This is a genomic window from Bacteroidota bacterium (assembly GCA_037133915.1).
GTDB lineage: Bacteria > Bacteroidota > Bacteroidia > Bacteroidales > CAIWKO01 > JBAXND01.
Window position 1 is genome coordinate 36,487 of record JBAXND010000001.1, and the last position, 23,587, is coordinate 60,073.

Here is a 23,587-nt window from a genome sequence, read left to right on the forward strand (position 1 = left end):
TTCACAATGGTTCAGCCACCGCTTATCAGGTGGAGCACGCTCACCCTGTCGTTGTCACGGATAACTATTTTTTCGTAATCTTCTTTTTTTACCAGAACATCATTCACTTTAATCACCAGCATTTTAAAAGTGAAGTTCTTTTCAGATAATAATGCATTAACCGTCATCTCCTGCTTTTCAAAAGTTTCTTCGCGGTTGTTTAAAATTATCTTCATTATACGCGTCCTCCAAGTAAAATTTCGAGTACGGCATTGGCCTGCATATTGGCAACAATGCCTACACGCGGCGCCAATGGCGGATTTTCGTCACTCACTTCTTTGATGCCGTCGCCGCAGATAATGAGCTTGCCATGCATCGTTTCTTTAATTGAATTATTATCGCCCCAGCCTGCAAGCCCTACACCCGAAACAATCCAGGTGTCGGGCAGTCTGTCAAGCACCGTTTCAATAATCATCTGTTTCATCGACGCCAGATCAAATGCCTCAACAATAATATCGCATCCCGTAAAAACATCCTTTATATCATCGGGTCCTAATTTAATATCATGCGCAAGCACCTGAGTATCCGGGTTAATGCGAAAAATATTTTCCTGCAGGCAATAGGCTTTTTTCCTGCCAATCTGGTTGAAGAAAAAATACTGACGATTCAGGTTTCCCTCAACAATGGTATCGAAATCGGCTACAATAAGTTTGCCGACACCAACACGCGCCAATGCAACAGCACAGTTTGAGCCCAATCCACCACAGCCGGCTATGCCCACTACCTTGTCTTTTAAATGCCGTTTTATCTCTTCAAATGTCATAGCTGCAATTCTAAGGCGTAAAAGTAATAAAACTTGGCAAATCTGAGATTGCGACTTCGGTAATCATGCATATGAAGGTCGTTTTTGTGAAGCGCTTTGAATCAGTTGGTTGAAACTTGCTTCAGCCCTGCAATTGAAAAATATCAAAAACCGGGAACAGGAATGGCAGGCTGTAAACTATTTTTTTTACTTTTGCCATTGGATAAACCGACGGTTTATTACTTTTACGTTAAGAACAAATCCAACTCATTATGTCAGGTCACAATAAATGGTCAACCATTAAACGCAAGAAAGGCGCTATCGACGCCAAGAGGTCGAAAATCTTTTCAAAGATTATTAAAGATATCAGTATTGCTGTTAAGGAAGGCGGTCCCGAACCCGACAATAACCCACGGCTCAGGCTTGCAATAGCCAACGCCAAAGGCGTGAATATGCCCAAAGAAAATATCACTCGGGCCATCAATAAAGCTGCCGATAAAGATGCGGCCAGCTTTATGGAAGTTACCTACGAAGGCTACGCTCCCAACGGCATCGCAATTTTCATTGAATGTACCACCGATAATATTCAGCGTACGGTTGCCAACATCCGTTCCTATTTCAACAAATATGGCGGCAGTCTGGGAACAAATGGCTCTCTTGCATTCATCTTCGACCGTAAAGGCGTGTTCCGCCTGCCTAAGAATGAAATGAATCAGGACGAGTTTGAAATGGAATTGATAGACGGTGGCGCCGAAGATATTTCGTATGATGATGACGCAATTACGGTAACCACAGAAATGGAGAGCTTCGGCATTATGATGAAAAAGCTCGAAGAAATGAACATAGAGCCCGAAAGTGCCGAACTCCAGCGCATTCCCAAAACCACCACCGCGCTCGACAAAGAAGCCGCACAAAAAGTACTCAAGCTCGTTGATATTTTTGATGATGATGACGATGTACAAAATGTATATCACAACATCGAACTTACCGACGAATTACTGAGCGAGCTCGAAAACTAAAAGCATGGTCGGTCAAGACCCGGCTGAATAATGCTTTCCCATTTCGGGAAAACCTTCATTATTGATAATTAATTTGTCCGAACCGTCCAAAATATGGAAATGTTTTTGCTATATTTGGATTTTGTTAACAACAGCTTGCTTGTTCCCCGATAGGATTGTTGTTTTAATGATACTGTTTATTAATCAATAATTGAATGGCTCACAAAGCTCAGCAAAAAAGGAATGTAAAGCCCGTTGCACATAAAAGTAATAAGGGTTTGAAGTCTGCATCGGGCAAATATGCCGTTCCCGGTATGCTGGTGCTGATTATTTTATTTGCGCTCGCGGTCTTCTCGAATTGCCTCCACAATGACATCCTGAATTTTGATGATGTTGAATATTTTCAGAACTATCCCGAAGTGCTGAGCCTTGCATCGGCAAATATTCTCAAGTATTTTACCTCCTACTATGTAATAATGTATCAGCCAATTCCGGTGCTGACGTTTGCGCTGAATTATCATTTCACCGCACTTGATGTTTATTGGTTGCATCTGGTAAATCTTCTTTCCCACTTAGCAAATACCGCGCTGGTCTTTTTGTTTATCCGAAAGCTGAGCGGGCGTAGTGAAGCAGCTCTTATTGCTGCCGCTTTATTTGCGGTTCATCCTATGAATGTTGAAGCCGTTTCATGGATATCAGCCCGAAGCAGCAGTATGTTCACACTATTTTATCTTGCAGCACTTCTGTGTTACCTGATGTATCTGGAGCACGGAAAGCGCCGCTTGGCTTATCTTGCGGGTGTTGCCATTTTTTTTCTGTTATCGCTTTTCTCAAAAGCGCAGGCAGTCACACTTCCTGTAATCCTTGTAGGGATTGACCTTTACTATAAGCGCAAACTATTTACAAAATGGAACATCATTGAAAAAGTGCCGTTTTTTGCACTGTCTGTTGTCTTTGGATTGATTACTCTGAGCGACCGTGGCACCATGGCAAACCTGACGCAGGGAATGCTTATTCATTATAATGCGTTCGACATATTTTTGATGGTGTGCACTTCATTTGTTTTTTACATCGGCAAATTATTTGTCCCGGTGAGTCAGTGCGCCGTTTACGTGTATCCTCCCAAGGTCAACGGATGGCTGCCGCTCATTTATTATATCGCACCATTTATTCTTGCTATGGTGGGATGGCTGTTGTACAGGGCATCGCGCAAACGCCCTTATATTTTGGCAGGATTGGCGTTCTTCCTGGTCACCATTTCAATTAATATTCAACTTATACCTTCGCGGCTGTTTATTGTTACAGACCGCTACGGCTATCTTCCTTACGTGGGATTGTTCTTTATAATTGCCTCGTTTTATTGTGATGTGAAAGATGGAACATCCGGTCTGAAACGCTCATTATTGCCATGGTTCAGCGTTATACTGGTGGGTGTTACGCTCATCTTCGGAATGTTGGTCTGGCAGCGTAATAAAGTCTGGAAGAATGATATCGTTTTTATGACAGACATTCTTGAAAAGAATCCAACCGTCCCGTATTTGTCAAGGGCATATGGTACACGAGCTAATGCATATCTACGCGCAGGCAATGCACAGCAGGCAATACAGGATTTTTCAAAAGCTATTGAAGTGAAATCCGATGAAGCTGAATCGTGGTTCAACCGGGGAATAACATGGATGAAAATTCAGGATTATAAAAATGCGGTGGCCGATCTGGAACAATGCGATAAACTAAAGCCCAATACTGCTATTGTGCTGTGTAATCTGGGAGTCGCCCGATATAATCGTGCCGATTACAAAGGTGCACTCGATGCATGTAATAAAGCATTGAAACTTGATTCAACACTCTATGATGCTTATAATGCCCGTGCAGCCTCGCGTTTCAGTTTCAATGATTTTGTGGGTGCCGAAAAAGATTTCACAAAATGTATCAGCCTGAAACCGAATGACCCGGCCGGATATCGTAATCGGGGAAATCTGTACCTTAGAACGAATAGAGCATCTACGGCATGCTACGATTGGAAAAAAGCAAAGGAACTGGGCAGCTCCGATGTAGATGCGCTCATATCACAGTACTGCAATTGATATAGTTAAAAATGACGAAAAAAACGTACACAAAAACTACAAAAAAGCAAACACCTGTTAAGCACGAAAAGCCCGTTGTGAAAGTCTTCCCTGGTGGATTGACTGTTGCTGCTGGGCTCATTATTCTTACAGCCATCATTTGTTATCTGAACAGTTTTGGATGTAGTTTTCATTTTGACGATATTCCGATTATTCCTGATAATCCTGCTATTCGGGATATTTCTAATGTTGCTGCCTGGTACAGTATTATCCCAAGCCGGCCTGTGGGAATTTTTACATTGGTGCTGAATTACGCTGTCGGCGGAAACAATGTCTGGGGCTACCATCTCGTGAATCTGTTAATACATGTGGCAAATGGCTTGCTTGTATTTTGGATGATGCTGCTGATTTTTAACACGCCGGCTATCACAAACAAATCTCATAAATCGCGTAATATTACACTGGCGCTCATTGCGGCACTTCTCTTTGTTTCACATCCGCTGCAAACACAGGCTGTTACATATATCGTGCAACGGCTGGCTTCTTTAGCTGCCACGTTCTTTTTACTTTCCGTGTGTTTTTATATCAAAGCAAGAATATCTCACGGAACGCAAACGAAAAGAATGCTGTTATTTCTTGTGTCAGGATTGTCTGCAATACTTGCCTTTCTTACAAAAGAGAACACATACGTGCTTCCGCTTATCATTGTTTTAGTCGAGTTTTTCTTTATCAGGCACAATAAGCCCGGATTGAATTTCAAAGACTGGAAATTGTGGGCATTTGCAGGCTTGATTGGCGTTCTGGTAATAATCATTTTTATTAATTTCTCTTTTACAATTTTTAGCCCGATATTGCCCGAACAGGGGCATACTTACACTGTAACTTCAGCCACCTATCTGCTCACACAGTTCAGAGTTCTTACCACATATTTGCGTTTATTGGTGCTGCCGATAGGGCAAAATCTTGATTATGATTACCCGATATCGCAAAGTTTATTTGAACTGAAAACCATGTCGAGTTTTTTGTTTATGCTGTCATTGCTTGTGATTGCAGTGTTGTCGTTTAAAAAATTTCGTGTTGCCTCATTCGGTTTATGCTGGTTTTTCATCACCATTGCGATTGAATCAAGCATCATTCCGGTCCCCAATCTTATTTTTGAACACCGCATGTATTTGCCGTCAATCGGGCTGTTTATGATTATTGTTTCGCTGACGGGATTCATCACTGATGTGAAAATTTTCAAAGCGGTCCGGCTGCTTTTGTTTTTGGTGGTTCCGGTATTGTGTATTCTCACCATAAGTCGCAACAGGGTGTGGAAAGATGAATTTTCACTCTGGGAAGATGTTGCAAAAAAATCGCCTGAAAAAACGCGCCCGCTGATGAATTTTGCAAATAGTCTGCGTGATAAAAATCGCTATGCTGAGGCAATGCCATACTATGACAAAGCAATTTTGAACAATCCGAAGTTTGATGCAGCTTATCTGAATCGTGGTAAGAACAAAAGTTTTATGAAAGATTTTGCGGGCGCACTTCTGGATTATCAGCAGGCTGTGCTTGTGAATCCTGAAAGTTATGGCGGATATAATAATTGTGGACTTGCTAAATTTGAACTGGGTAATTATGCCGGTGCGCTCGCCGATTTGAATATTGCCATTCATTTATTTCCACCATTCGCTGATGCCTATAATAACAGAGCGAATGTGAAATCAGGATTAAAGGATTTTGCCGGCGCTTTGCGCGATTTTGAAACTTCCATTCGCCTTGAGCCGAATTCACCTCAGCCTTATAATAACAGAGCTTCGGTGAGGTTTGAGATGAACGACCCCGAGGGTGCACTTCAGGATGTAAATACGGCCATCAGAATAAAACCCGACTATCCTGATGCCTACAACAACAGAGCGAATATACTGGCAGCACGAAAAGATTACGCGGGCTCTATCAGCGATTTTGACAGGGTGATTCAGCTCAATCCGAACGCAGATTATGCCTATTGCAACAGGGGCACATCCAGGTTTTATATGAATGATAAAGCGGGCGCCTGCGCCGACTGGACTACGGCATCACACATGGGAAACGGCGAAGCGGCCTCCTACGTATATCAATTTTGTAAATAGAGTGTTCACATGGCAAAGGAGAATAAAAAGAAACCCACTGTTAAAAAGAAAAATGCGCCGGTCGGTGCGAAGGCGCCGCAGAAAAAGAACAATTCGTTTCTGTGGATGAGTATTGCCGCGATAGCAATTACGGCAGGCTTCATCTATTCCAATAGTTTTAATTGCAGCTTTCATTTCGACGATTTGCAGAATATTGAATTCAATCATGATATTACCCGACTTTCCGATGTCTCAGCCTGGTGGAACTATGTGCCCAGCCGACCCATCGGCATTTTTACTTTCGCGTTAAATTATGCAGTGGGCGGAACCAATGTGGGCGGCTACCATTTCGTAAATCTGCTCATTCATATTATCAACGGATTATTCGTATTCTGGTTAGTTTCCTTACTGTTTAGCACTCCTGTAATTAAAAAATCAACAATTGCAAAGCATGGAAAAATAATTGCTTTGATTACGGCATTGCTTTTTGTGGCACATCCTGTCCAGACACAGGCCGTAACTTACATTGTCCAGCGTCTTGCGTCCCTTGCTGCACTTTTTTTCCTGCTGTCGTTGAGTCTGTACATTCGGGCACGTGTTGTGAATTTGACTAAAACTGCACGAATAGCCACTTTTGTAGCTTGTGGAATGGCTGCGTTACTGGCGTTTTTGACAAAAGAGAACACATTTACCCTTCCTGTAATTATTGTATTGACCGAATTTTTCTTTATTCGAGAAACGTCTTTCAAAATACATATCAAAGATTGGAAACTTTGGGCGTTTATGGGAATGGCTGCTGTGGCAATCACAATCTTTTTTGTAAACTTCAGTTTCTCGGTATTTCAACCTATAAAACCCGAACAAGGACATCTCTATACACTTACTTCAGGCACGTACCTGATGACGGAATTCCGCGTTATTATTACCTATATTCGACTTTTATTTCTTCCCGTCAATCAAAATCTTGATTACGATTATCCTGTTTCACAAAGTTTCTTTGAACTGAAAACAATTGCAAGTTTTTTGTTGCTTCTCGCGATTCTTGCACTTGGCGTAATTTTGTATAAAAAACATAGGCTGGCTTCATTCGGAGTGTTTTGGTTTTTCATCACATTATCAATAGAATCAAGCATTATTCCTGTTCCCAATGTAATTTTTGAACACAGAATGTATCTGCCGTCATTCGGATTTTTGTTGTTCATTCCATGTATCTTTTTTAGTATTATTCAGGATAAACAACAACAGCTGTTAACGACGCTGTTTTTCTTGCTGGTGCCTGTGCTCGCTGTAGCAGCATATAGCCGCAATAATGTATGGAAAGATGAACTGACTCTGTGGACTGATGTGCTGAAAAAATCTCCTGAAAAGCCGCGCGCACTCAATAATATGGGCATTACACTGTTGAAGCTCGGACGAAGACAGGAAGCCATTTCGTGGTTTGATAAAGCGGTGGCAAAGAATCCTGCTTACAAAGATCCGTATTTGAGCCGTGGTAATGCAAAGCAGGATTTAGGCGACCTGCAGGGCGCACTCCTCGATTATTCAGCAGCATTAAAAATTGATCCATCGTATCCGGAAACGTATTACAATCGTGGCTACACTTATGCAATGATGAAAGACCTGCCAAATGCGATTCGCGATTTTGATATGGCCATAAAATTGAATCCTGATTTTGCACAAGCCTATCTGAACAGGTCAAGCGCATTGGCCGCACTGAAAGATTTCAAAGGCGCACTTTCTGATCTTGACAGGTCAATTGCGCTGGAGCCTGACAACGCACTGGCATTTTGCAATAGAGGACTCGTGCAGTTTAATCTTAAAAATCAGACGGCGGCATGTAACGACTGGCAGCGTGCATCACTCATGGGCAATGAGCAAGCCACCACATTGCTGAATGCTTTTTGTGGAAAAAAATAAAAAATCAAATAGTTATTTGAATGAAAAGTAAACAAAGTAAACAGAATAAACAAAATAACAATAAGTCTCCGAAACGCAGAAAAGAACAACGCAAATTTCCGTCATGGCTTTCGTTTTATTCGATAAGCATCGTTCTTATTCTAATTACCGGAGTTATTTGCTACGTCAATAGTTTTAACTGCAGCTTTCATTTTGATGATGCGCAGAATATCGTTCAAAACAAATTAATACGGGATTTATCCAATATTTCGGCATGGTGGAGTTATGTTCCCAGCCGCCCTTTGGGCATTTTCACTTTTGCACTGAACTACCATTTCAACGGGCTCGATGTGTGGGGCTATCATTTAGTCAATCTGATCATTCATCTGTGCAACGCGCTGCTTGTTTTCTGGTTGGTAACCTTAGTATTTGCAACGCCGAACATGAAGAACAGTCATGTTTTGAAAAACGCCAAAATCATAGCTTTAATTACAGCATTGCTTTTCGTAGCTCATCCTGTGCAAACTCAGGCGGTAACTTACATTGTGCAGCGACTGGCATCTTTGGCCGCCCTGTTTTATCTGCTTAGTCTGTGTTTATACCTGTCGGGACGAATTGGAAACCACCGGAAAAACAAGCAACTGTTATTTTTTGTACTGAGCGGAATCTCTGCAATAATGGCATTTCTGACGAAAGAAAATACCTATACGCTGCCGCTTGCAATACTGCTTGTTGAATTCATTTTTATCAGAGAAAGCCGCATTCGTGTCAATTTGAAAGACTGGAAAATCTGGACGTTTTCAGGTGTAGTTGTTTTATTATTGATTTTTATGTTTACGAATTTTTCGTTTACAATTTTTAATCCCATTTTGCCTGAACAGGGCAATACATATACTGTTACAGCAGGCACATATCTGCTCACGCAATTCAGGGTAATACTGACTTATTTGCGATTACTCGTTTTTCCGGCATGGCAAAATCTGGATTATGATTATCCTTTATCACAAAGCCTTTTTGAATGGAAAACACTTACAAGTTTTATTGTGCTGATTGCCATAATTGTGTTGACGGTCATTTTCAGGAAGAAATACCGATTAGCGGCATACGGTCTGGTTTTCTTCTTTACGGCTTTGTTGGTAGAGTGCAGCATTATTCCTATTCCCAACGTAATTTTTGAACACCGTATGTATCTGCCATCGGTTGGCTTTTTTATTTCGTCAATGCCCTTTTATTTTTTGAAAGGAAAAAATCTGCAAATCCTCACTGTAATAATGTTTTTGCTGATTCCACTCTTGTCGTTTCTCACAGTTAGCAGGAACAGCATATGGAAAACCGATTTAAGTCTTTGGGGAGATGTCATAAAAAAATCACCGCATAAAACGCGCCCGCTGAATAACTACGGTAATGCCGTAATGGCCGAGGGTAAGCATGCCGAAAGCATTATTTATTTTACACGCGCTATTGCCTGTAATCCTTCGTTTGACATGTCATACTCCAACAGAGGCGCTGCAAAGCACATGATACATAATTACGCCGGTTCTGTTGGAGATTATGGTAGTGCCATACGCTGCAATCCCAAAAATGAAATGGCTTATTGTAACCGGGCGCTTGCGCGAAAAGCATTGCTCGATTATACGGGCGCTGTTGCAGATATTGATTCCGCGCTTAAATTAGCTCCGGAATACGCTTCCGCCTGGAGCCAGCGGGCATTGGCAAAAAAGGAAATGGGTGATACGGCCGGTGCTATTAACGACCTTGAACATGCAATAACGCTCCATCCCGATATCCCTGACCCGTATAATGAACTGGGAACTATTATGTCTGATAAACACAATTATCAAAAGGCAATTGAATATTATTCTGAGGCCGCAAAATTATTTCCCGATAAGGCCGATGCCTGGTTTAACCGGGGATTTGCCTATGCTATGATGAATGATATGCAATCGGCCATCCGTGATTTAGATGTTGCTTTGCGTCTTGATCCGAAATTCGCAAAAGGATATATGAACCGGGCAAATGCAAAAGCGTCCATTAAAGATTACACGGGAGCAATCGACGATTTTACAAAAGTTTTGGAATTGGAACCTGCTAACAGCACGGCACTTTTCAGCAGGGGGATGGTGCACTTTCTGTCGAATGACCGTCAGCGCGCCTGTGCCGACTGGCAGCAGGCAGCTCAAATGGGAAATCCGCAAGCCGCGTCTGCGCTGTTTTCTAATTGCAGGAATTAAAAAAAAACGATAATACATCATGTCAAAAAACAAAAAAAACGTAAAGAGAAAACCGCCGAATCTCACGGTTGGGGCTGCATACACGCAGAATCGCAAAAACAGGTATTACAGAATTTTGTCTTTTATTCTTATTGTTCTTACAGGAATTATTGCATACCGGAACAGTTTTAATTGCGGTTTTCATTTCGATGATGTGTTCAATATTGTTGAGAATGGTGCGATACGACGCCTTTCAGATATCAATTCATGGTGGAATTATGTGCCCAGCCGCCCCTTTGGAACATTTACGTTTGTATTGAATTATCATTTTAATCAGCTCGATGTTTGGGGATACCATTTGGTAAATCTTATTATTCACATTTCGAACGCATTGCTGGTTTGGTGGATGCTGCTTCTCATATTTTCATCGCCTGCCATGCTTACTCAACCGATTGCTAAGCACAAAAAAATAATTGCTCTTGCAGCGGCATTGTTATTTATTTCTCACCCGATAGAAACGCAAGCCGTTACTTACATTGTGCAGCGGCTTGCCTCGCTGGTTACGATGTTTTATTTGTTCACAATCTGTTTTTATCTAAAGGCACGAATAACGGAATCTTCCAAGAAACAAATGTTTGTATTTTATGGTGTAGCTGCAGTTTCTGCTGTTTTAGCTATTCTTACAAAAGAAAATTCATTTACGCTTCCGCTTTCAATTTTACTTGTTGAATTGTTTTTTATTCGGGCAAAATCGATTCGGATTAATTTCAAAGACGCTAAAATATGGGTGTTTGCAGCCTTGTTTTTAATCATAATCGTTTTCATTTTTTTGAATTTTTCTTTTTCGGTTTTCAACCCGATCAAACCCGAGCAAGGGCACACGTACAGCCTCACGGCAGGTACGTATTTGTTGACGCAATTCAGAGTTATCACAACCTATCTCAGACTGCTGGTGCTTCCCATTCATCAAAATCTGGATTATGATTACCCTATATCTGCTTCATTTTTTGAATTGAAAACCGCGTTAAGTTTTCTTTTTCTGTGTGTGATATTCGTTGCTGGAATATTAGCCGGAAAAAAATTCAGTCTTATTTCCTTTGGTATTTTTTGGTTTTTTATCACTATTTCTATTGAATCGAGTTTTATTCCGATACCGAATGTGATTTTTGAACATCGTCTCTATATGCCGTCAATAGGCTTTTTCGTAATTATTTCGTCATTGCCGTTTTATTTTTTAAAAGAAAAGTTTGTTCGAATGGTCTCAGTTGCACTGCTTACGCTGGCAGGCGTTTATGTTGTTCTTACAATAATGCGGAACAAGGTGTGGAAGGATGAATTTTCATTATGGACAAATGTGCTGGAGCACTCGCCAAACAAGCCGCGACCGCTTAATAATATGGGAAATGCTTTGCTAGACACAGGGAAAGCAAATAAGGCGATGGAATATTTCAATCGCGCCATTGCGAACAATCCGTTTTATGAAATTGCGTATTATAACAGAGGAAATACAAAATTTGCATTAGAAAATTATTTTGGTGCCATTGGCGATTACAGCCAGGCCATTGCCTTGTGGAAGACCTTCCCCGATCCTTATTTTAAAAGGGCTATGGCAAAAAAAAAGTTACATGATTATAACGGAGCTCTGGATGATATGAATGAGGCGCTTCGTATAATGCCCGATTTTACGCTTGTATGGAGTGAACGGGGATTGTTGAAAAAAGAAATGGGCGATACCGCCGGCGCCCTTGCCGATCTTTCAAAAGCAATTGATTTATACCCTGAATTTCCTGATCCGTATAATCATCGAGGTACATTAAAACGGGATCAGGGCAATTTTCAGGCAGCGCTCGATGATTATTCGAAAGCCATAAAACTGTTCCCGCAAAATGCAGATGCCTTTAATAACAGAGGCTACGTAAAAGCAATGATGGGAGACCTGACAAATGCGCTGACTGATTTTGATAATGCGATTCGCCTGAATCCGAAATTTGTTGAAGCCTATAATAACCGTGCAAACACCAGAGCCGGGCTGAAAGATTTCAATGGTTCTATTCAGGATTTTACGAAAGCCTTAGAGCTGAATCCGGCGAATTCTCTGGCTATGTGTAATAGAGGAATTTCTAAATATTCGCTGAATGATAAAAAAGGAGCATGCGCCGATTGGGTTGCTGCTGCAAATATGGGAAATGGGCAAGCAATAATGCTGGTGAATCAGTATTGCTTGCCATCCGGAAATTAAAAACCCCGCACCATCGAGTGGCGCGGGGTCAAAAAACAATTAATTAGGAAAGTGAATAAAGAACGGAATTTGACTGAAAAACTTTGTCAGATGCGAAGGTAAAATGCGGATTTAGAGTTTACAAACCGCATTCGTAGAAGCAAAGAGGCATTCCGTGGGAAGAAACCGTTTGTTAATCGTTGAAAAGTGTCGGTTTTTGGTGATTTTTGCAAAAAAACTTCTACTAAATGCAGAAATTCATCGACGGATGAAGAAAAGGCCCAATTTATTTGAAGAATTACAAAGGATCAACGTCGAGTATGATACGAATTGATTTAAAATCAGTGGAATTTCCCATTACTTTTATTTCCTCATACAACTGATTCTTTTGTTGAGAAACGGATACATCTTTGCGGAATTTCAGCAGTATATTTTTCAGATAGTAATTTTTTATTCTCGAAACCGGGGGATATTCGGGGCCGAGAACTCCTTCATTAAAGCGACGGCGAAGGCTTTCGGCAAAAATCCGTGCTCCTCTGTTCAGTAAATCACTGTCTTTATGCTTTAACGTAATCCTTAACAGCCGGTAGAACGGAGGATATTTGAAGTTCCTTCGTTCCAGAATTTGGGTATCGTACATTGAGGCATAATCATTGTCGATTACAAAGCGGATAACCGAATGCCAGGGATTGTATGATTGTATGATAACTTTTCCCTGTTTATCTTTTCTTCCAGCGCGTCCGCTTACCTGCGCCATCATCTGGTAAGCCCGCTCAAACGACCTGAAATCAGGGTAGGTAAGCATATTGTCGGCATTCAGAATACCGACCAGGCTGACATTATCGAAATCGAGTCCTTTCGTAACCATTTGGGTGCCTACCAGGATATCGGTTTTGCGGTCTTCAAAATCGTTGATGAGCCTCTGGTAAGCATTTCGTGTACGTGTAGTATCGAGATCCATTCTTTTTATACGCGCCTTTGGAAGAAAAACAGCGAGTTCTTCTTCCACTTTTTCAGTGCCAAATCCCTTCATCATTATGGCCGTATTGCCGCAGGCAGGGCATTTGTCGGGTACACGTGCCGTATATCCGCAATAATGACATCGAAGGTTTCCCGATTGTTTGTGATGAATCAGTGTAACATCGCAGTGCACGCATTGAGGCACCCAACTGCATTCCTTGCACTCAAGCCTCAATGAAAATCCTCGCCTGTTCTGGAAAAGAATAATCTGCTCTTTATTGGCAAGCGCCTGCTCCATCTGCTCAAGTAAAAAATTCGAGAAGATGGATTTCATTAATTTCTTTTTAGTTTCTTCCTTTATATCTGCTACAAGAACTTCCGGCATCATGACATTTCCGTAACGCTTCAGAAGTTCTACCAGGGTGTATTTTCCGCTTTTAGCGTTATAATAACTTTCAATACATGGCGTGGCTGAACCAAGCACCACGCCTGCTTTATGAATCCACGCCAGATAAACTGCCGCATCACGTGCGTTGTAGCGCGGTGCCGGGTCGTATTGCTTGTATGAGGTATCATGCTCTTCATCAACAATCACCAGTCCCAGATTAGAAAACGGCAGGAAAATGGCTGAGCGTGCGCCAAGCACAATATCATACGATGAACCTTCGCCGCCGTTTCGGCCAAAAGCAAGTACTTTGTTCCACACTTCCACGCGCTCGCTGTCATTGTATTTTGAGTGATAAATGCCTACGCGATTTCCGAAATATTTCCGGAGCCGGTTTATGATTTGTGTTGTTAACGCAATCTCCGGAAGCAGGAACAGCACCTGCTTTCCTTCACTGATGGTTTTTTCAATCAGGCGGATATAACACTCCGTTTTTCCGCTTGAAGTTACACCGTGCAGCAGGGCAACCTTACCCAACTCAAACGAACCGTTGATATCGGCAACAGCTTGTTCCTGTTCTTCATTAAGAACAATCGAAGCAGGGTCGTCGGTGCGGTCTGTTTTGTACAGGCGGCTGAACACTACTTCATATGTTTCGAAAACACCCTTTTTTACTAATGCACTCAGTTGTGCCGCCGACGTTTCACTGTCTTTGAGCAATTGCTGACGCGTGATGTGTTTGCTCTTCTCGGGGCCGTTGCGCTCAATATTGATGAATGTCATCAGTATCTCCAGCTGCTTTTGTGCTTTTTTATTCAGCAGGTCAAACAACGGCCGCAATACATCATCATCTTTATATTTTTCACTTAATCTTACACAAACTTCGGTTTTTGGTCTAAAGCGGTCAATCAGTTCTTCTTCCAGTAAAATCACGCCTTTTTCAATCATAGTCTTTATTACCGGAATCACCTTTTTTTGATCGAGCAGATCAGAAACTTCGCTGATACTGAGTGCTTTCCTGTTTGCCAGTGCTTCGACCACCAGCAACTCACGCTCATTGAGCAACTCCATTTCACCTCCGTATGAGCTGTCGAGAACTACACGGCTTTCGCTTGCCAGCTTAAGCGCCGCCGGCAGAGCGGCATTCATTACTTCGCCGGGACGGCACATGTAATAATCAGCCATCCAGTCCCAGAATCGAAACTGAAAATCATTCACTACAGGAGCAGCATCCAGTACAGAGAGAATATATTTTGGAACGTATGCCGGCACTTCTTCATGAACGCGGTAAACAAGAGCAGTATAAATTTTTTGCTTGCCAAACTGCACAACAACACGCATGCCTTGTTGTATTTCATCATTCAACTCAAACGGAACCCTGTAGGTGTAACGTCCCGGTATTGGCAGGGGAAGTACAACATCAACAAAAAGGGTTTTGCGTTCCATGAAATGCACAAATAATTTTCAGATACAAATACGATTAGGTTGATAAAACATGCGCCATTTCCAGCATTTCGCGGTCCATTTCCTGATGGTGTTTGCATGCTTTTTCAAAAGGAGTAAGCACAACTTTTTTATTAACCTGACCGACCATCACACCGCTTTGGCCGTTCAACAAGGCTTTCACAGCTTCGTAGCCGAGTGTGCTTGCCAGTACTCGATCCATACAACTGGGCGTTCCGCCGCGCTGCATATGACCAATAATAGCAACACGCGTTTCGTAAAAATTGAATTTCGCTTTAACTTTTTCGGCAACTTCAAATGCGCCGCCTTCATTTTCGCCTTCGGCAACAATAATGATTCCCGACGATTTATTCTCACGCCTGCCTGATTCCAGTCGTTTAATCAGATCTTCGATATGGGTTTGAGTTTCGGGAACAAGAATATCTTCGGCGCCACAGGCAATACCACTGCGCAGTGCAATAAATCCTGCATCGCGCCCCATTACTTCAACAAAAAATAATCGATTGTGAGAAGCGGCCGTATCGCGTAATTTGTCCACTGCGTCAACAACTGTATTTATGGCAGTATCGTAACCAATGGTGAAATCACTTCCGAAAAGATCGTTATCTATGGTTCCGGGAACACCGGCAACGGCTACGCCATACTTTGTTCCGAGCGCATTCGCCCCTCTGAATGTTCCATCGCCGCCAATGGCGACAAGAGCGTCAATTCCTTCTTTTTTAATATTCTGGTAAGCCAGTTCCAATCCTTCGTCAGTGCGAAAACGTTCACTGCGAGCGGTTTTTAGAATAGTGCCGCCTCGCTGAAGAATATTTCCCACCGAATAATTATACATCTTTACAAATTCGGCGTCAATCAAACCTTCGTATCCGCGGCAGACGCCGGTAACTTCAATTCCGTGATAGATGGCTGTACGCACTACCGCTCTTATGGCCGCATTCATACCCGGTGCATCACCACCTGACGTAAGTACACCTATTTTCTTAATTTTATTGCTCATATTTTTGATGGTTGTTTCTACGTTGATTCTGTAAAACAAAAGTACAGATAATATAGAAGAGTGAATAGTGAAGAACTAAGAACTAAAAATGCATGAAATTTTATATTGTCTTCGGGGAGTTTACATGCATCAATTTTCAAATTTTCAAATCTTCAAATTGACCTTTGGTTGCAGTTTTTTCTGTTTCTTGTTTTGCGAATACCCGTTTATAAATAGCGTTACTTATCGCAAAGAAGATGGGCGCCGTAATAAAACCGCCGATTACATCAAGTGCATAATGTGCTTTTATATATACTGTGGCAAGAATTAAAAAAAAGACTACCGGAAGCATTGTGTAAAACAGCATTTTGCCTTGTTTCCATCCAATAATTAATAAAATCAGAGAGATGCCAACATGGCTGCTCGGGAAGGCGCCGGTGGGTTTTTCGCCGATATCCTGCGCCAGCTTCACCGCACCGCTGAAAAACCAGGAACCATGAATATCTGAGGGCGTGAGACCAAAATAGTAATACGGACCTTCGCTTGGAAAAAAAATGAAAAAAGTGTAGTACATGAAAAAGCAGGACATCACAGTAAAAATCGTCTTTTTGAACGTTTCGGGATTCTTCACATACGCATAAAAACAGGTCATAAAAATGAGAATGTAGAATGAGAAATATGCGAAGTTGAGAATTTCACAAAACCATTTTTGTGGGAATAACGTTGAAAACACCAGGCTTGGCTGTAATCCGAATATGAAGGATTCGGCATAAACAATATAGGGGTCAAAGCTGGCAAAAATCACATTTTTCATAAAGTCCGTTTCGCCGTAAATATATCCAAGAAGAATGAGCGGATAAAAACTGCGAAGGAAGGCTGTGATGCGATTTGGGAAACGTGCTGAAAAGTAAATAAGTGTCAGCAAAACTGCTACAAATCCAATGCGCAGCAGAAGATGAAACCATACGCCTTGCAGAACAGTCGAAGCAAAGCAAATGAACAGGAACGTGAATGTAAGGTAGGCAATGGTTGCCGCTTCTGCAGGGTTGAACCGCATCCGGCTGTTGTTATTTTTCTGCAAAAAAGACATGGTGTGTTTAATATAAATTTAAATTGCCTCGCCTATCAGTGTCGCCGGTGTACACGATGTAATGCGAACATTCACATAACTGCCGGCCGGTCTTGGCTCTGACTTGAATACAACCACTTTGTTCTGGCTGTTACGACCCGAAAGCATTTGCTTCGATTTGCGCGAAAACCCTTCAACGAGAACTTCAAATGTTTTACCGATATCGTTTTTGTTACTGTTGTGTGATAGTATTTGTTGAAGTCCGATAATCTCCGTGAGGCGGCTGAGTTTAAGCGTTTCGGGAACATCATCTTCGAGGCGGCCTGCGGCCGATGTCCCCGGACGTTCCGAATATTTAAACATGAACGCGTATTCAAATTCCGCGTTCTTCATGGCTTCCAGCGTTTGTCTATGGTCATCCTCGGTTTCGGAACAAAAGCCGGCAATGATATCTGTTGAGAGCGCGCAGCCCGGTATCATTTCACGGATGGTTTTTGCTCTTTCAAGAAAATATTCAACCGTATATTTTCTGTTCATCAGACCCAATACCTTATTGCTCCCCGATTGCAACGGAAGATGAATCGCCCTGCAAATATTAGGATGTGAAGCAATAACCCGAAGCAGGTTATCGGAAATATCTTTCGGATGCGATGTTGCAAATCGTATCCGCAGCAGCGGATTGATGCGTGCCATCATATCCATCAATGTCGGAAAATCAACAACGGCTCCTTCGAGTTCAAAGCGGTATGAATTCACATTTTGTCCGAGCAGCGTAATTTCGCGATAGCCGTCGTTGAAAAGTTTTAATGCTTCGTTGATGATAGATTCAGGATTACGGCTTCGCTCTTTGCCTCGTGTATAGGGCACTACGCAGTATGAGCAAAAATTCTGACAGCCACGCATTATGGATATGAAAGCCGAAACACCGTTGGAGTCAATGCGTACCGGCGATATGTCTGCATAAGTTTCTTCGGCCGAAAGCAGGATATTCACAGCTTTCATGCCAGTTCCAAGGTTCTCAAGAAGTTTTGGTAATTCGCGGTACGAATCGGGACCTGCAATAAGGTCAACGCATTCTTCACGTGTCAGCAGGTCTTCTTTAAGGCGCTCTGCCATACAACCAAGCACGCCGACAATCAGGTTTTTATTTTTCTTTTTAAAAGAACGCAATTCGCGCAGGCGATTGAATACGCGGTCTTCTGCGTGCTCACGAATAGAACACGTATTCAGAAAAATAACATCGGCCAAACCGGGTTCGGTCACAGCTTCAAAATTACTTTCTGTCATAATGGATGCCACAATTTCGCTGTCAGAAAAATTCATCTGGCATCCGTAAGTTTCAATATATAGTTTCCGTTTATTTTCCAAATTGTATTCCTTCAGGCAATAATTATTAAAATTCGTTTTGAGGAAGAAAATTCCTGCTGATTCTGTTGTCAAACTCTTTACAGACAGCAAAATTAGGTAAAAATTATGATGTGCCGCTAAGCTCCCCGCCAAATGATTTTTTACATTATTATTAGCGTATCATTTTAATAATGCTTTATTTTGCACTTCTTTTTTCAAAAAAAAGTCATCAAAATAAACACTCATGGCAAAGAACCTGGTCATTGTTGAGTCACCGGCTAAAGCAAAAACCATTGAAAAATTCCTTGGTAAAGATTTTGTTGTAACATCTTGTTACGGGCACATCCGCGACCTTTCCAAGAAAACTCTCGGGATTGATATCGAAAACGGATTTAATCCCAAATACGAAGTTCCGGCAGATAAGACCAAGATTATTACCGAGCTGAAGAAAATGGCCAAGGAGGCAGAGATTGTATGGCTCGCAACTGACGAGGACCGCGAAGGAGAAGCCATATCATGGCATCTGTTGGAATCGCTGAAACTGGATGAAGCCAAAACCAAGAGAATTGTGTTTCATGAAATAACAAAAACAGCCATTACCGAAGCTATTGAGCATCCCCGCATGCTCGACCGTTTTTTGGTTGATGCTCAGCAGGCACGCCGCGTTCTCGACCGTTTGGTGGGTTTTGAGCTTTCGCCTTTGTTATGGAAAAAAGTAAAACCATCGCTTTCTGCCGGAAGGGTTCAGTCTGTTGCCGTGCGCCTTATCGTCGAGCGCGAGAATGAAATAAAAGAATTTAAAATTTCGTATTCATACCGCGTTGCCGCCGAATTTGAAATTACCGGCAGCAATGAAAAGCATATTCTGAAAGCCGGTCTTTCGCAGAAATTACCTACCCGCGAAGAAGCCGAAGATTTGCTCAAACGTTGCGCAAATGCAGCCTTTGCAGTTGAGAATACCGAAGTACGTCCGTCAAAGAAATCGCCGGCACCGCCATTTACAACATCTACATTGCAGCAGGAAGCCAGCCGCAAACTTGGTTTTTCAGTTGCAAAAACGATGCTTATTGCGCAGCAGCTTTACGAAGAAGGAAAGATAACATACATGAGAACCGACTCGGTGAACCTTTCGAACATGGCGCTGGCTATGGCAAAGGAAGAGATTACCAAGACTTTCGGCGATAACTATGTTAAAACACGGAATTATGTAACCCGCAGTAAAGGCGCGCAGGAAGCGCACGAAGCTATTCGTCCTACCTATATGAATGCCCCGATAATAAAGGGAAATTCAGATCAGCGCAGACTTTATGAACTGATTTATAAACGCACTCTGGCTTCGCAGATGAGCGACGCACAACTTGAACGCACCCTTATAACCATTGGTACGCCTAATGTTCCTGAAAAATTTGTAGCTGAAGGTGAAGTTATAAAATTCGACGGATTCCTGAAAGTGTATATGGAATCAAGCGACGACGAAGTTGACGAAACCCCCGAAGGACTGCTCCCGGCTATCAACATCGGCGAAAAATTAGGTTTGATTGAGATGACCGCAACACAGCGTTTTTCGCAACATCCGCCACGATATACCGAAGCCAGTCTTGTAAAAAAGCTGGAAGAACTGGGAATTGGAAGACCATCAACATTTGCCCCGACCATCTCTACAATTCAGAAAAGAAATTATGTAGTGAATGAAACTAGAGAGGGCACTTCCAGATATTACGTGTTGTTGAGCCTGAAAAATGGAGTAGTAGAGGTTGTCGAAAAAACGGAGATAACAGGCTACGAGAAATCAAAGTTGTTCCCTACCGACATTGGCTCGCTGGTGAATTATTTTCTGGTCGAGCATTTTGGAAATATCCTCGATTTTCAGTTTACTGCAACAGTTGAAAAAGAATTTGACGAAATAGCAGCCGGTCGTAAAAAGTGGAATAAAATGATTGATGAATTCTACTGGCCGTTCCACAAACAGGTTACAGAAACAACAGAAACTACTCGCAAAGTTAGCGGCGAACGTCTGTTGGGAATTGATCCTGCCACACAGAAAAACGTGTATGTAAAAATAGGTCGCTTTGGCCCTGTGGTGCAGCTTGGCGAAACCGATGGCGAATTAAAACCCCGTTTTGCAGGTCTTTTGAAAAATCAGAGTATCGAAACAATTTCGCTGGAAGACGCACTTTCATTATTCCGTCTGCCGCGTAATCTGGGCCCATACAACGAAAAAGACGTAGTTGTGTCAGTGGGTAAATTTGGTCCGTATGCCTTATATAATTCGGCATTTTATTCCCTGCGTAAAACAGATAATCCTATTACAATTACGCTTGAAGAGGCCATAATTATTATAGAAGAAAAACTTCTGAAGCAGAAAAATAAAGTGATTCGCGAGTTTGAAGAAGACAAAACCGTGAAAGTGCTGAATGGTCGCTGGGGTCCGTATATCGTGGCCGATGGCGAAAATGTAAAAATTCCGAAAGGCATGGATCCGCAGGCGCTCACATTGGCCGAATGTCTGGCTATTGCAAAAGACGCCGCTAAACCTAAAGAGAAAGTAAAGAAATCCACTAAATCAAAAAAATCATAAGCATCCGTAACGATGGATATATCCATATACTTCGAAGCTGTTGATTTATCTGACTTCCAGAATTCATTTGCCGGAGATAATCCGCGCAAGATGGGAAATGCTGCACACATTTATGCTACGGGAACCACCTTTCCCGACATCGAAGGCGCTATAGACATCGCCCTGATTGGAGTGAAAGAAGACCGGCTGGCCCAGGATAATAAAGGCTGTGCTGAAGCTCCCGACCAAATCAGGCAAAACTTCTATCGCTTGTTTCACGGAAACTACAATGTGCGCATTGCCGATCTCGGAAATATCAAACCGGGCTTTACGGTGGAAGATACGTTCTTCGCTTTGCGCGATGTGGTGGTCGCTTTGCTGCAATCCAACATCATTCCCATTATCATCGGCGGAAGTCAGGACTTAACCTTTGCCAATTATCTTGCCTATGAAAGCATCGGTAAGATTATCAATATCGTGAGCGTTGACAATTCCTTCGACATCGGGAAAAACAAGGAAACCTTTAATTCCGCGGCCTTCCTGAATCGCATCATCACACATCAGCCCAACATTCTTTTTAATTACACCAATATCGGTTACCAAACCTACATGGTGGATTTCGAAGCCATAGAGCTGATGAAGAATCTATATTTCGACGTATATCGGTTAGGAATGGTGCAGGCCGATACAGAAGAAGTTGAACCCATGGTGCGCAACGCCGACATGATAAGCGTTGATATCAGCAGTGTGCGGCAATCGGATGCACCGGGAAATGGCAATGCTTCACCAAACGGATTTTATGGTGAGGAATTATGCCGCATCATGCGCTACGCGGGCATGAGCGATAAAATGACTTCGCTCGGAATTTACGAAGTAAATCCCCTGTTTGACCGCAACCACCAAACATCGGCACTGGCGGCTCAATTGATATGGCACTTTATTGACGGCTTTTATAACCGCAAACACGACTTCCCTATAAAGGAGAAAAAAGAGTATGTAAAATACCGGGTGGCAATCAAAGAATTGAACGATGAAATTGTGTTTTATAAGAGTAAGAAAAGTGATCGCTGGTGGGTCGAAGTACCTTGTCCTACGCGGCTTTTGACTAAATATGAACGTCATTATCTGATGCCCTGTTCATACAATGATTATAAGACTGCCTGCAATGAAGACGTACCTGACAGATGGTGGCAGGCTTATCAGAAATTAATGTGATTATTATCAGAAAATTCACGTACTTTGTATTTATTTTTAGTGAAATATATAATTTAACGCGCTTTCATTGCGTTATCAAATAGATGAACGACTTTTGCTTTTTTCCGTGGGACGAAACTTTTTTATTTTTACACAGTATAAATAACAAAGATATAGCGCAGGTCGATATAATTATAAGTGATTGAGGGACTGGTTTTTGTAGATTATTATTTAATGTATTGCTATTTTTTTTATTAACACGGATTTGTTAATATAAAAAATTATGTGTTACTTTATACCCAAATTTAGGGCGGTTAATTAAACGGAAACTTATGAAAAGACTTATTACCCTATTGTTTATGGTAGCCGGTTTTGCAGGATATGCTCAGCAGGAAGCACAGTTCACACAAAATATGTTTAACAACATGGCGATCAATCCTGGGTATGCGGGAATCAACAAGCAAATCTGCTTTACCTCACTGATGAGGCAGCAGTGGGTTGGTTTCAAGGATGCCGATGGTAACAAAGGCGCTCCTGTTACGTACCTCCTCTCAGGAGATGCACCCATTCGCTTTCTCCATGGAGGCATTGGCGCAACAATCATTTCAGACAAACTGGGTTTCGAAAATAATACCGGCGTAAAAATCGCTTATTCGTTCCACCTTCCAATTGCGGTGGGAACACTCGGTCTTGGCTTGCAGGTAGGTTTTCTGAATAAAACCATTGACTTCTCAAAATTCAAACCCATTGATATTTCAGACCCTCTTTTAGTAGGGCAGGGGAAACAATCTACCATGATTACGGATATCGCATTTGGTGCATTCTATAACATTCCGGGAAAGGCATACGCAGGCATATCTTCAACACAACTTATTCAAAGCAAAATGAGTTTGAAGATACCCAATTCCAAAGCCAGTCTGAAAAGGCACTATTATATTACGGGCGCCTACCACTGGGTAATTCCGAATGCTCCCGACTGGGAACTCAGCCCGTATATTCTTATCAAATCAGATTTTGCCTCAACTCAGTATGACATTACGGCAATGGCAAAATGGAAAAATATGATTTGGGCAGGCCTTACCTACAGACACCAGGATGCTGTCTCTATTATTGTGGGTGCGTTCCCGTTCAATTCACCAAATTTTAGCCCTGCACTGGCGAACCTCAGAATAGGTTATTCATACGATATTACAACTTCTGCACTTGGCAAAAGCGGGCGCAGCAGTGGCACACACGAAGTAATGCTTGGCTATTGCTTTAAAATTGAAATACCTACACATATCACCAAATATATCAATACTCGTTACTTGTAAGATAATACAATAATTGTGTAACCCGGAGAGACAAAATTACGTTTACTGAGACACAACGAA

At 42.1% G+C, this 23,587-nt stretch carries 15 protein-coding genes; 9 read left to right on the forward strand and 6 right to left on the reverse strand.

Annotation, left to right across the window (positions count from 1 at the left end):
- Nucleotides 1-11: 11 nt before the first annotated feature.
- Together thiS and thiF are read right to left on the reverse strand one after the other, a co-directional pair.
- On the reverse strand, nucleotides 12-215 hold the full coding sequence (thiS, locus tag WCM76_00125; protein ID MEI6764009.1) for a sulfur carrier protein ThiS: 204 nt from the start codon (nucleotides 213-215) through the stop codon (nucleotides 12-14).
- The gene (thiF, locus tag WCM76_00130; GenBank protein ID MEI6764010.1) at nucleotides 215-802 is read right to left on the reverse strand and encodes a sulfur carrier protein ThiS adenylyltransferase ThiF; all 588 of its coding nucleotides are present in this window, start codon (nucleotides 800-802) and stop codon (nucleotides 215-217) included. Before thiF ends, thiS begins: the two co-directional genes overlap by 1 nt.
- Before the next feature lie 251 nt (nucleotides 803-1,053).
- On the opposite strand from thiF, the gene WCM76_00135 reads away from it, so the two are divergent.
- From WCM76_00135 to WCM76_00160, 6 genes are all read left to right on the forward strand, one after another.
- A complete protein-coding gene (locus WCM76_00135) occupies nucleotides 1,054-1,800 on the forward strand; it encodes a YebC/PmpR family DNA-binding transcriptional regulator (protein ID MEI6764011.1) in 747 nt (248 codons plus the stop codon).
- A gap of 194 nt (nucleotides 1,801-1,994) precedes the next feature.
- Nucleotides 1,995-3,863: a tetratricopeptide repeat protein gene (locus tag WCM76_00140; protein MEI6764012.1), complete on the forward strand. Its 1,869-nt coding sequence runs from the start codon at nucleotides 1,995-1,997 to the stop codon at nucleotides 3,861-3,863.
- An 11-nt stretch (nucleotides 3,864-3,874) separates the two neighbouring features.
- Nucleotides 3,875-5,956, forward strand: a complete 2,082-nt coding sequence (locus WCM76_00145; GenBank protein MEI6764013.1) for a tetratricopeptide repeat protein — start codon at nucleotides 3,875-3,877, stop codon at nucleotides 5,954-5,956.
- Between the two features lie 9 nt (nucleotides 5,957-5,965).
- A complete protein-coding gene (locus WCM76_00150) occupies nucleotides 5,966-7,852 on the forward strand; it encodes a tetratricopeptide repeat protein (GenBank protein ID MEI6764014.1) in 1,887 nt (628 codons plus the stop codon).
- Between the two features lie 20 nt (nucleotides 7,853-7,872).
- The gene (locus tag WCM76_00155; GenBank protein ID MEI6764015.1) at nucleotides 7,873-10,062 is read left to right on the forward strand and encodes a tetratricopeptide repeat protein; all 2,190 of its coding nucleotides are present in this window, start codon (nucleotides 7,873-7,875) and stop codon (nucleotides 10,060-10,062) included.
- 19 nt (nucleotides 10,063-10,081) lie between these two features.
- Nucleotides 10,082-12,280 (forward strand): tetratricopeptide repeat protein, encoded by a 2,199-nt coding sequence (locus WCM76_00160; protein MEI6764016.1) that lies wholly within the window; start codon nucleotides 10,082-10,084, stop codon nucleotides 12,278-12,280.
- Nucleotides 12,281-12,557: 277 nt separating this feature from the next.
- Here WCM76_00160 and priA read toward each other — a convergent pair whose 3' ends face one another.
- The 4 genes from priA to miaB form a co-directional block, all read right to left on the reverse strand.
- Nucleotides 12,558-15,050, reverse strand: coding sequence for a primosomal protein N' (priA, locus tag WCM76_00165; protein MEI6764017.1), 2,493 nt, complete (start codon nucleotides 15,048-15,050; stop codon nucleotides 12,558-12,560).
- A gap of 34 nt (nucleotides 15,051-15,084) precedes the next feature.
- The gene (pfkA, locus tag WCM76_00170) at nucleotides 15,085-16,068 is read right to left on the reverse strand and encodes a 6-phosphofructokinase (protein MEI6764018.1); all 984 of its coding nucleotides are present in this window, start codon (nucleotides 16,066-16,068) and stop codon (nucleotides 15,085-15,087) included.
- Nucleotides 16,069-16,204: 136 nt separating this feature from the next.
- Entirely contained in the window at nucleotides 16,205-17,104 is a 900-nt protein-coding gene (locus WCM76_00175) for a phosphatase PAP2 family protein (protein MEI6764019.1), read from the reverse strand.
- A 51-nt stretch (nucleotides 17,105-17,155) separates the two neighbouring features.
- Entirely contained in the window at nucleotides 17,156-18,484 is a 1,329-nt protein-coding gene (miaB, locus tag WCM76_00180) for a tRNA (N6-isopentenyl adenosine(37)-C2)-methylthiotransferase MiaB (protein ID MEI6764020.1), read from the reverse strand.
- 223 nt (nucleotides 18,485-18,707) lie between these two features.
- On the opposite strand from miaB, the gene topA reads away from it, so the two are divergent.
- The 3 genes from topA (at nucleotide 18,708) to WCM76_00195 (ending at nucleotide 23,527) form a co-directional block, all read left to right on the forward strand.
- Complete coding sequence (topA, locus tag WCM76_00185; GenBank protein MEI6764021.1) at nucleotides 18,708-21,041, forward strand: type I DNA topoisomerase; 2,334 nt, start codon at nucleotides 18,708-18,710, stop codon at nucleotides 21,039-21,041.
- 12 nt (nucleotides 21,042-21,053) lie between these two features.
- Nucleotides 21,054-22,235 (forward strand): formimidoylglutamase, encoded by a 1,182-nt coding sequence (locus WCM76_00190; GenBank protein ID MEI6764022.1) that lies wholly within the window; start codon nucleotides 21,054-21,056, stop codon nucleotides 22,233-22,235.
- Between the two features lie 311 nt (nucleotides 22,236-22,546).
- The gene (locus WCM76_00195) at nucleotides 22,547-23,527 is read left to right on the forward strand and encodes a type IX secretion system membrane protein PorP/SprF (GenBank protein MEI6764023.1); all 981 of its coding nucleotides are present in this window, start codon (nucleotides 22,547-22,549) and stop codon (nucleotides 23,525-23,527) included.
- Nucleotides 23,528-23,587 lie beyond the last annotated feature (60 nt).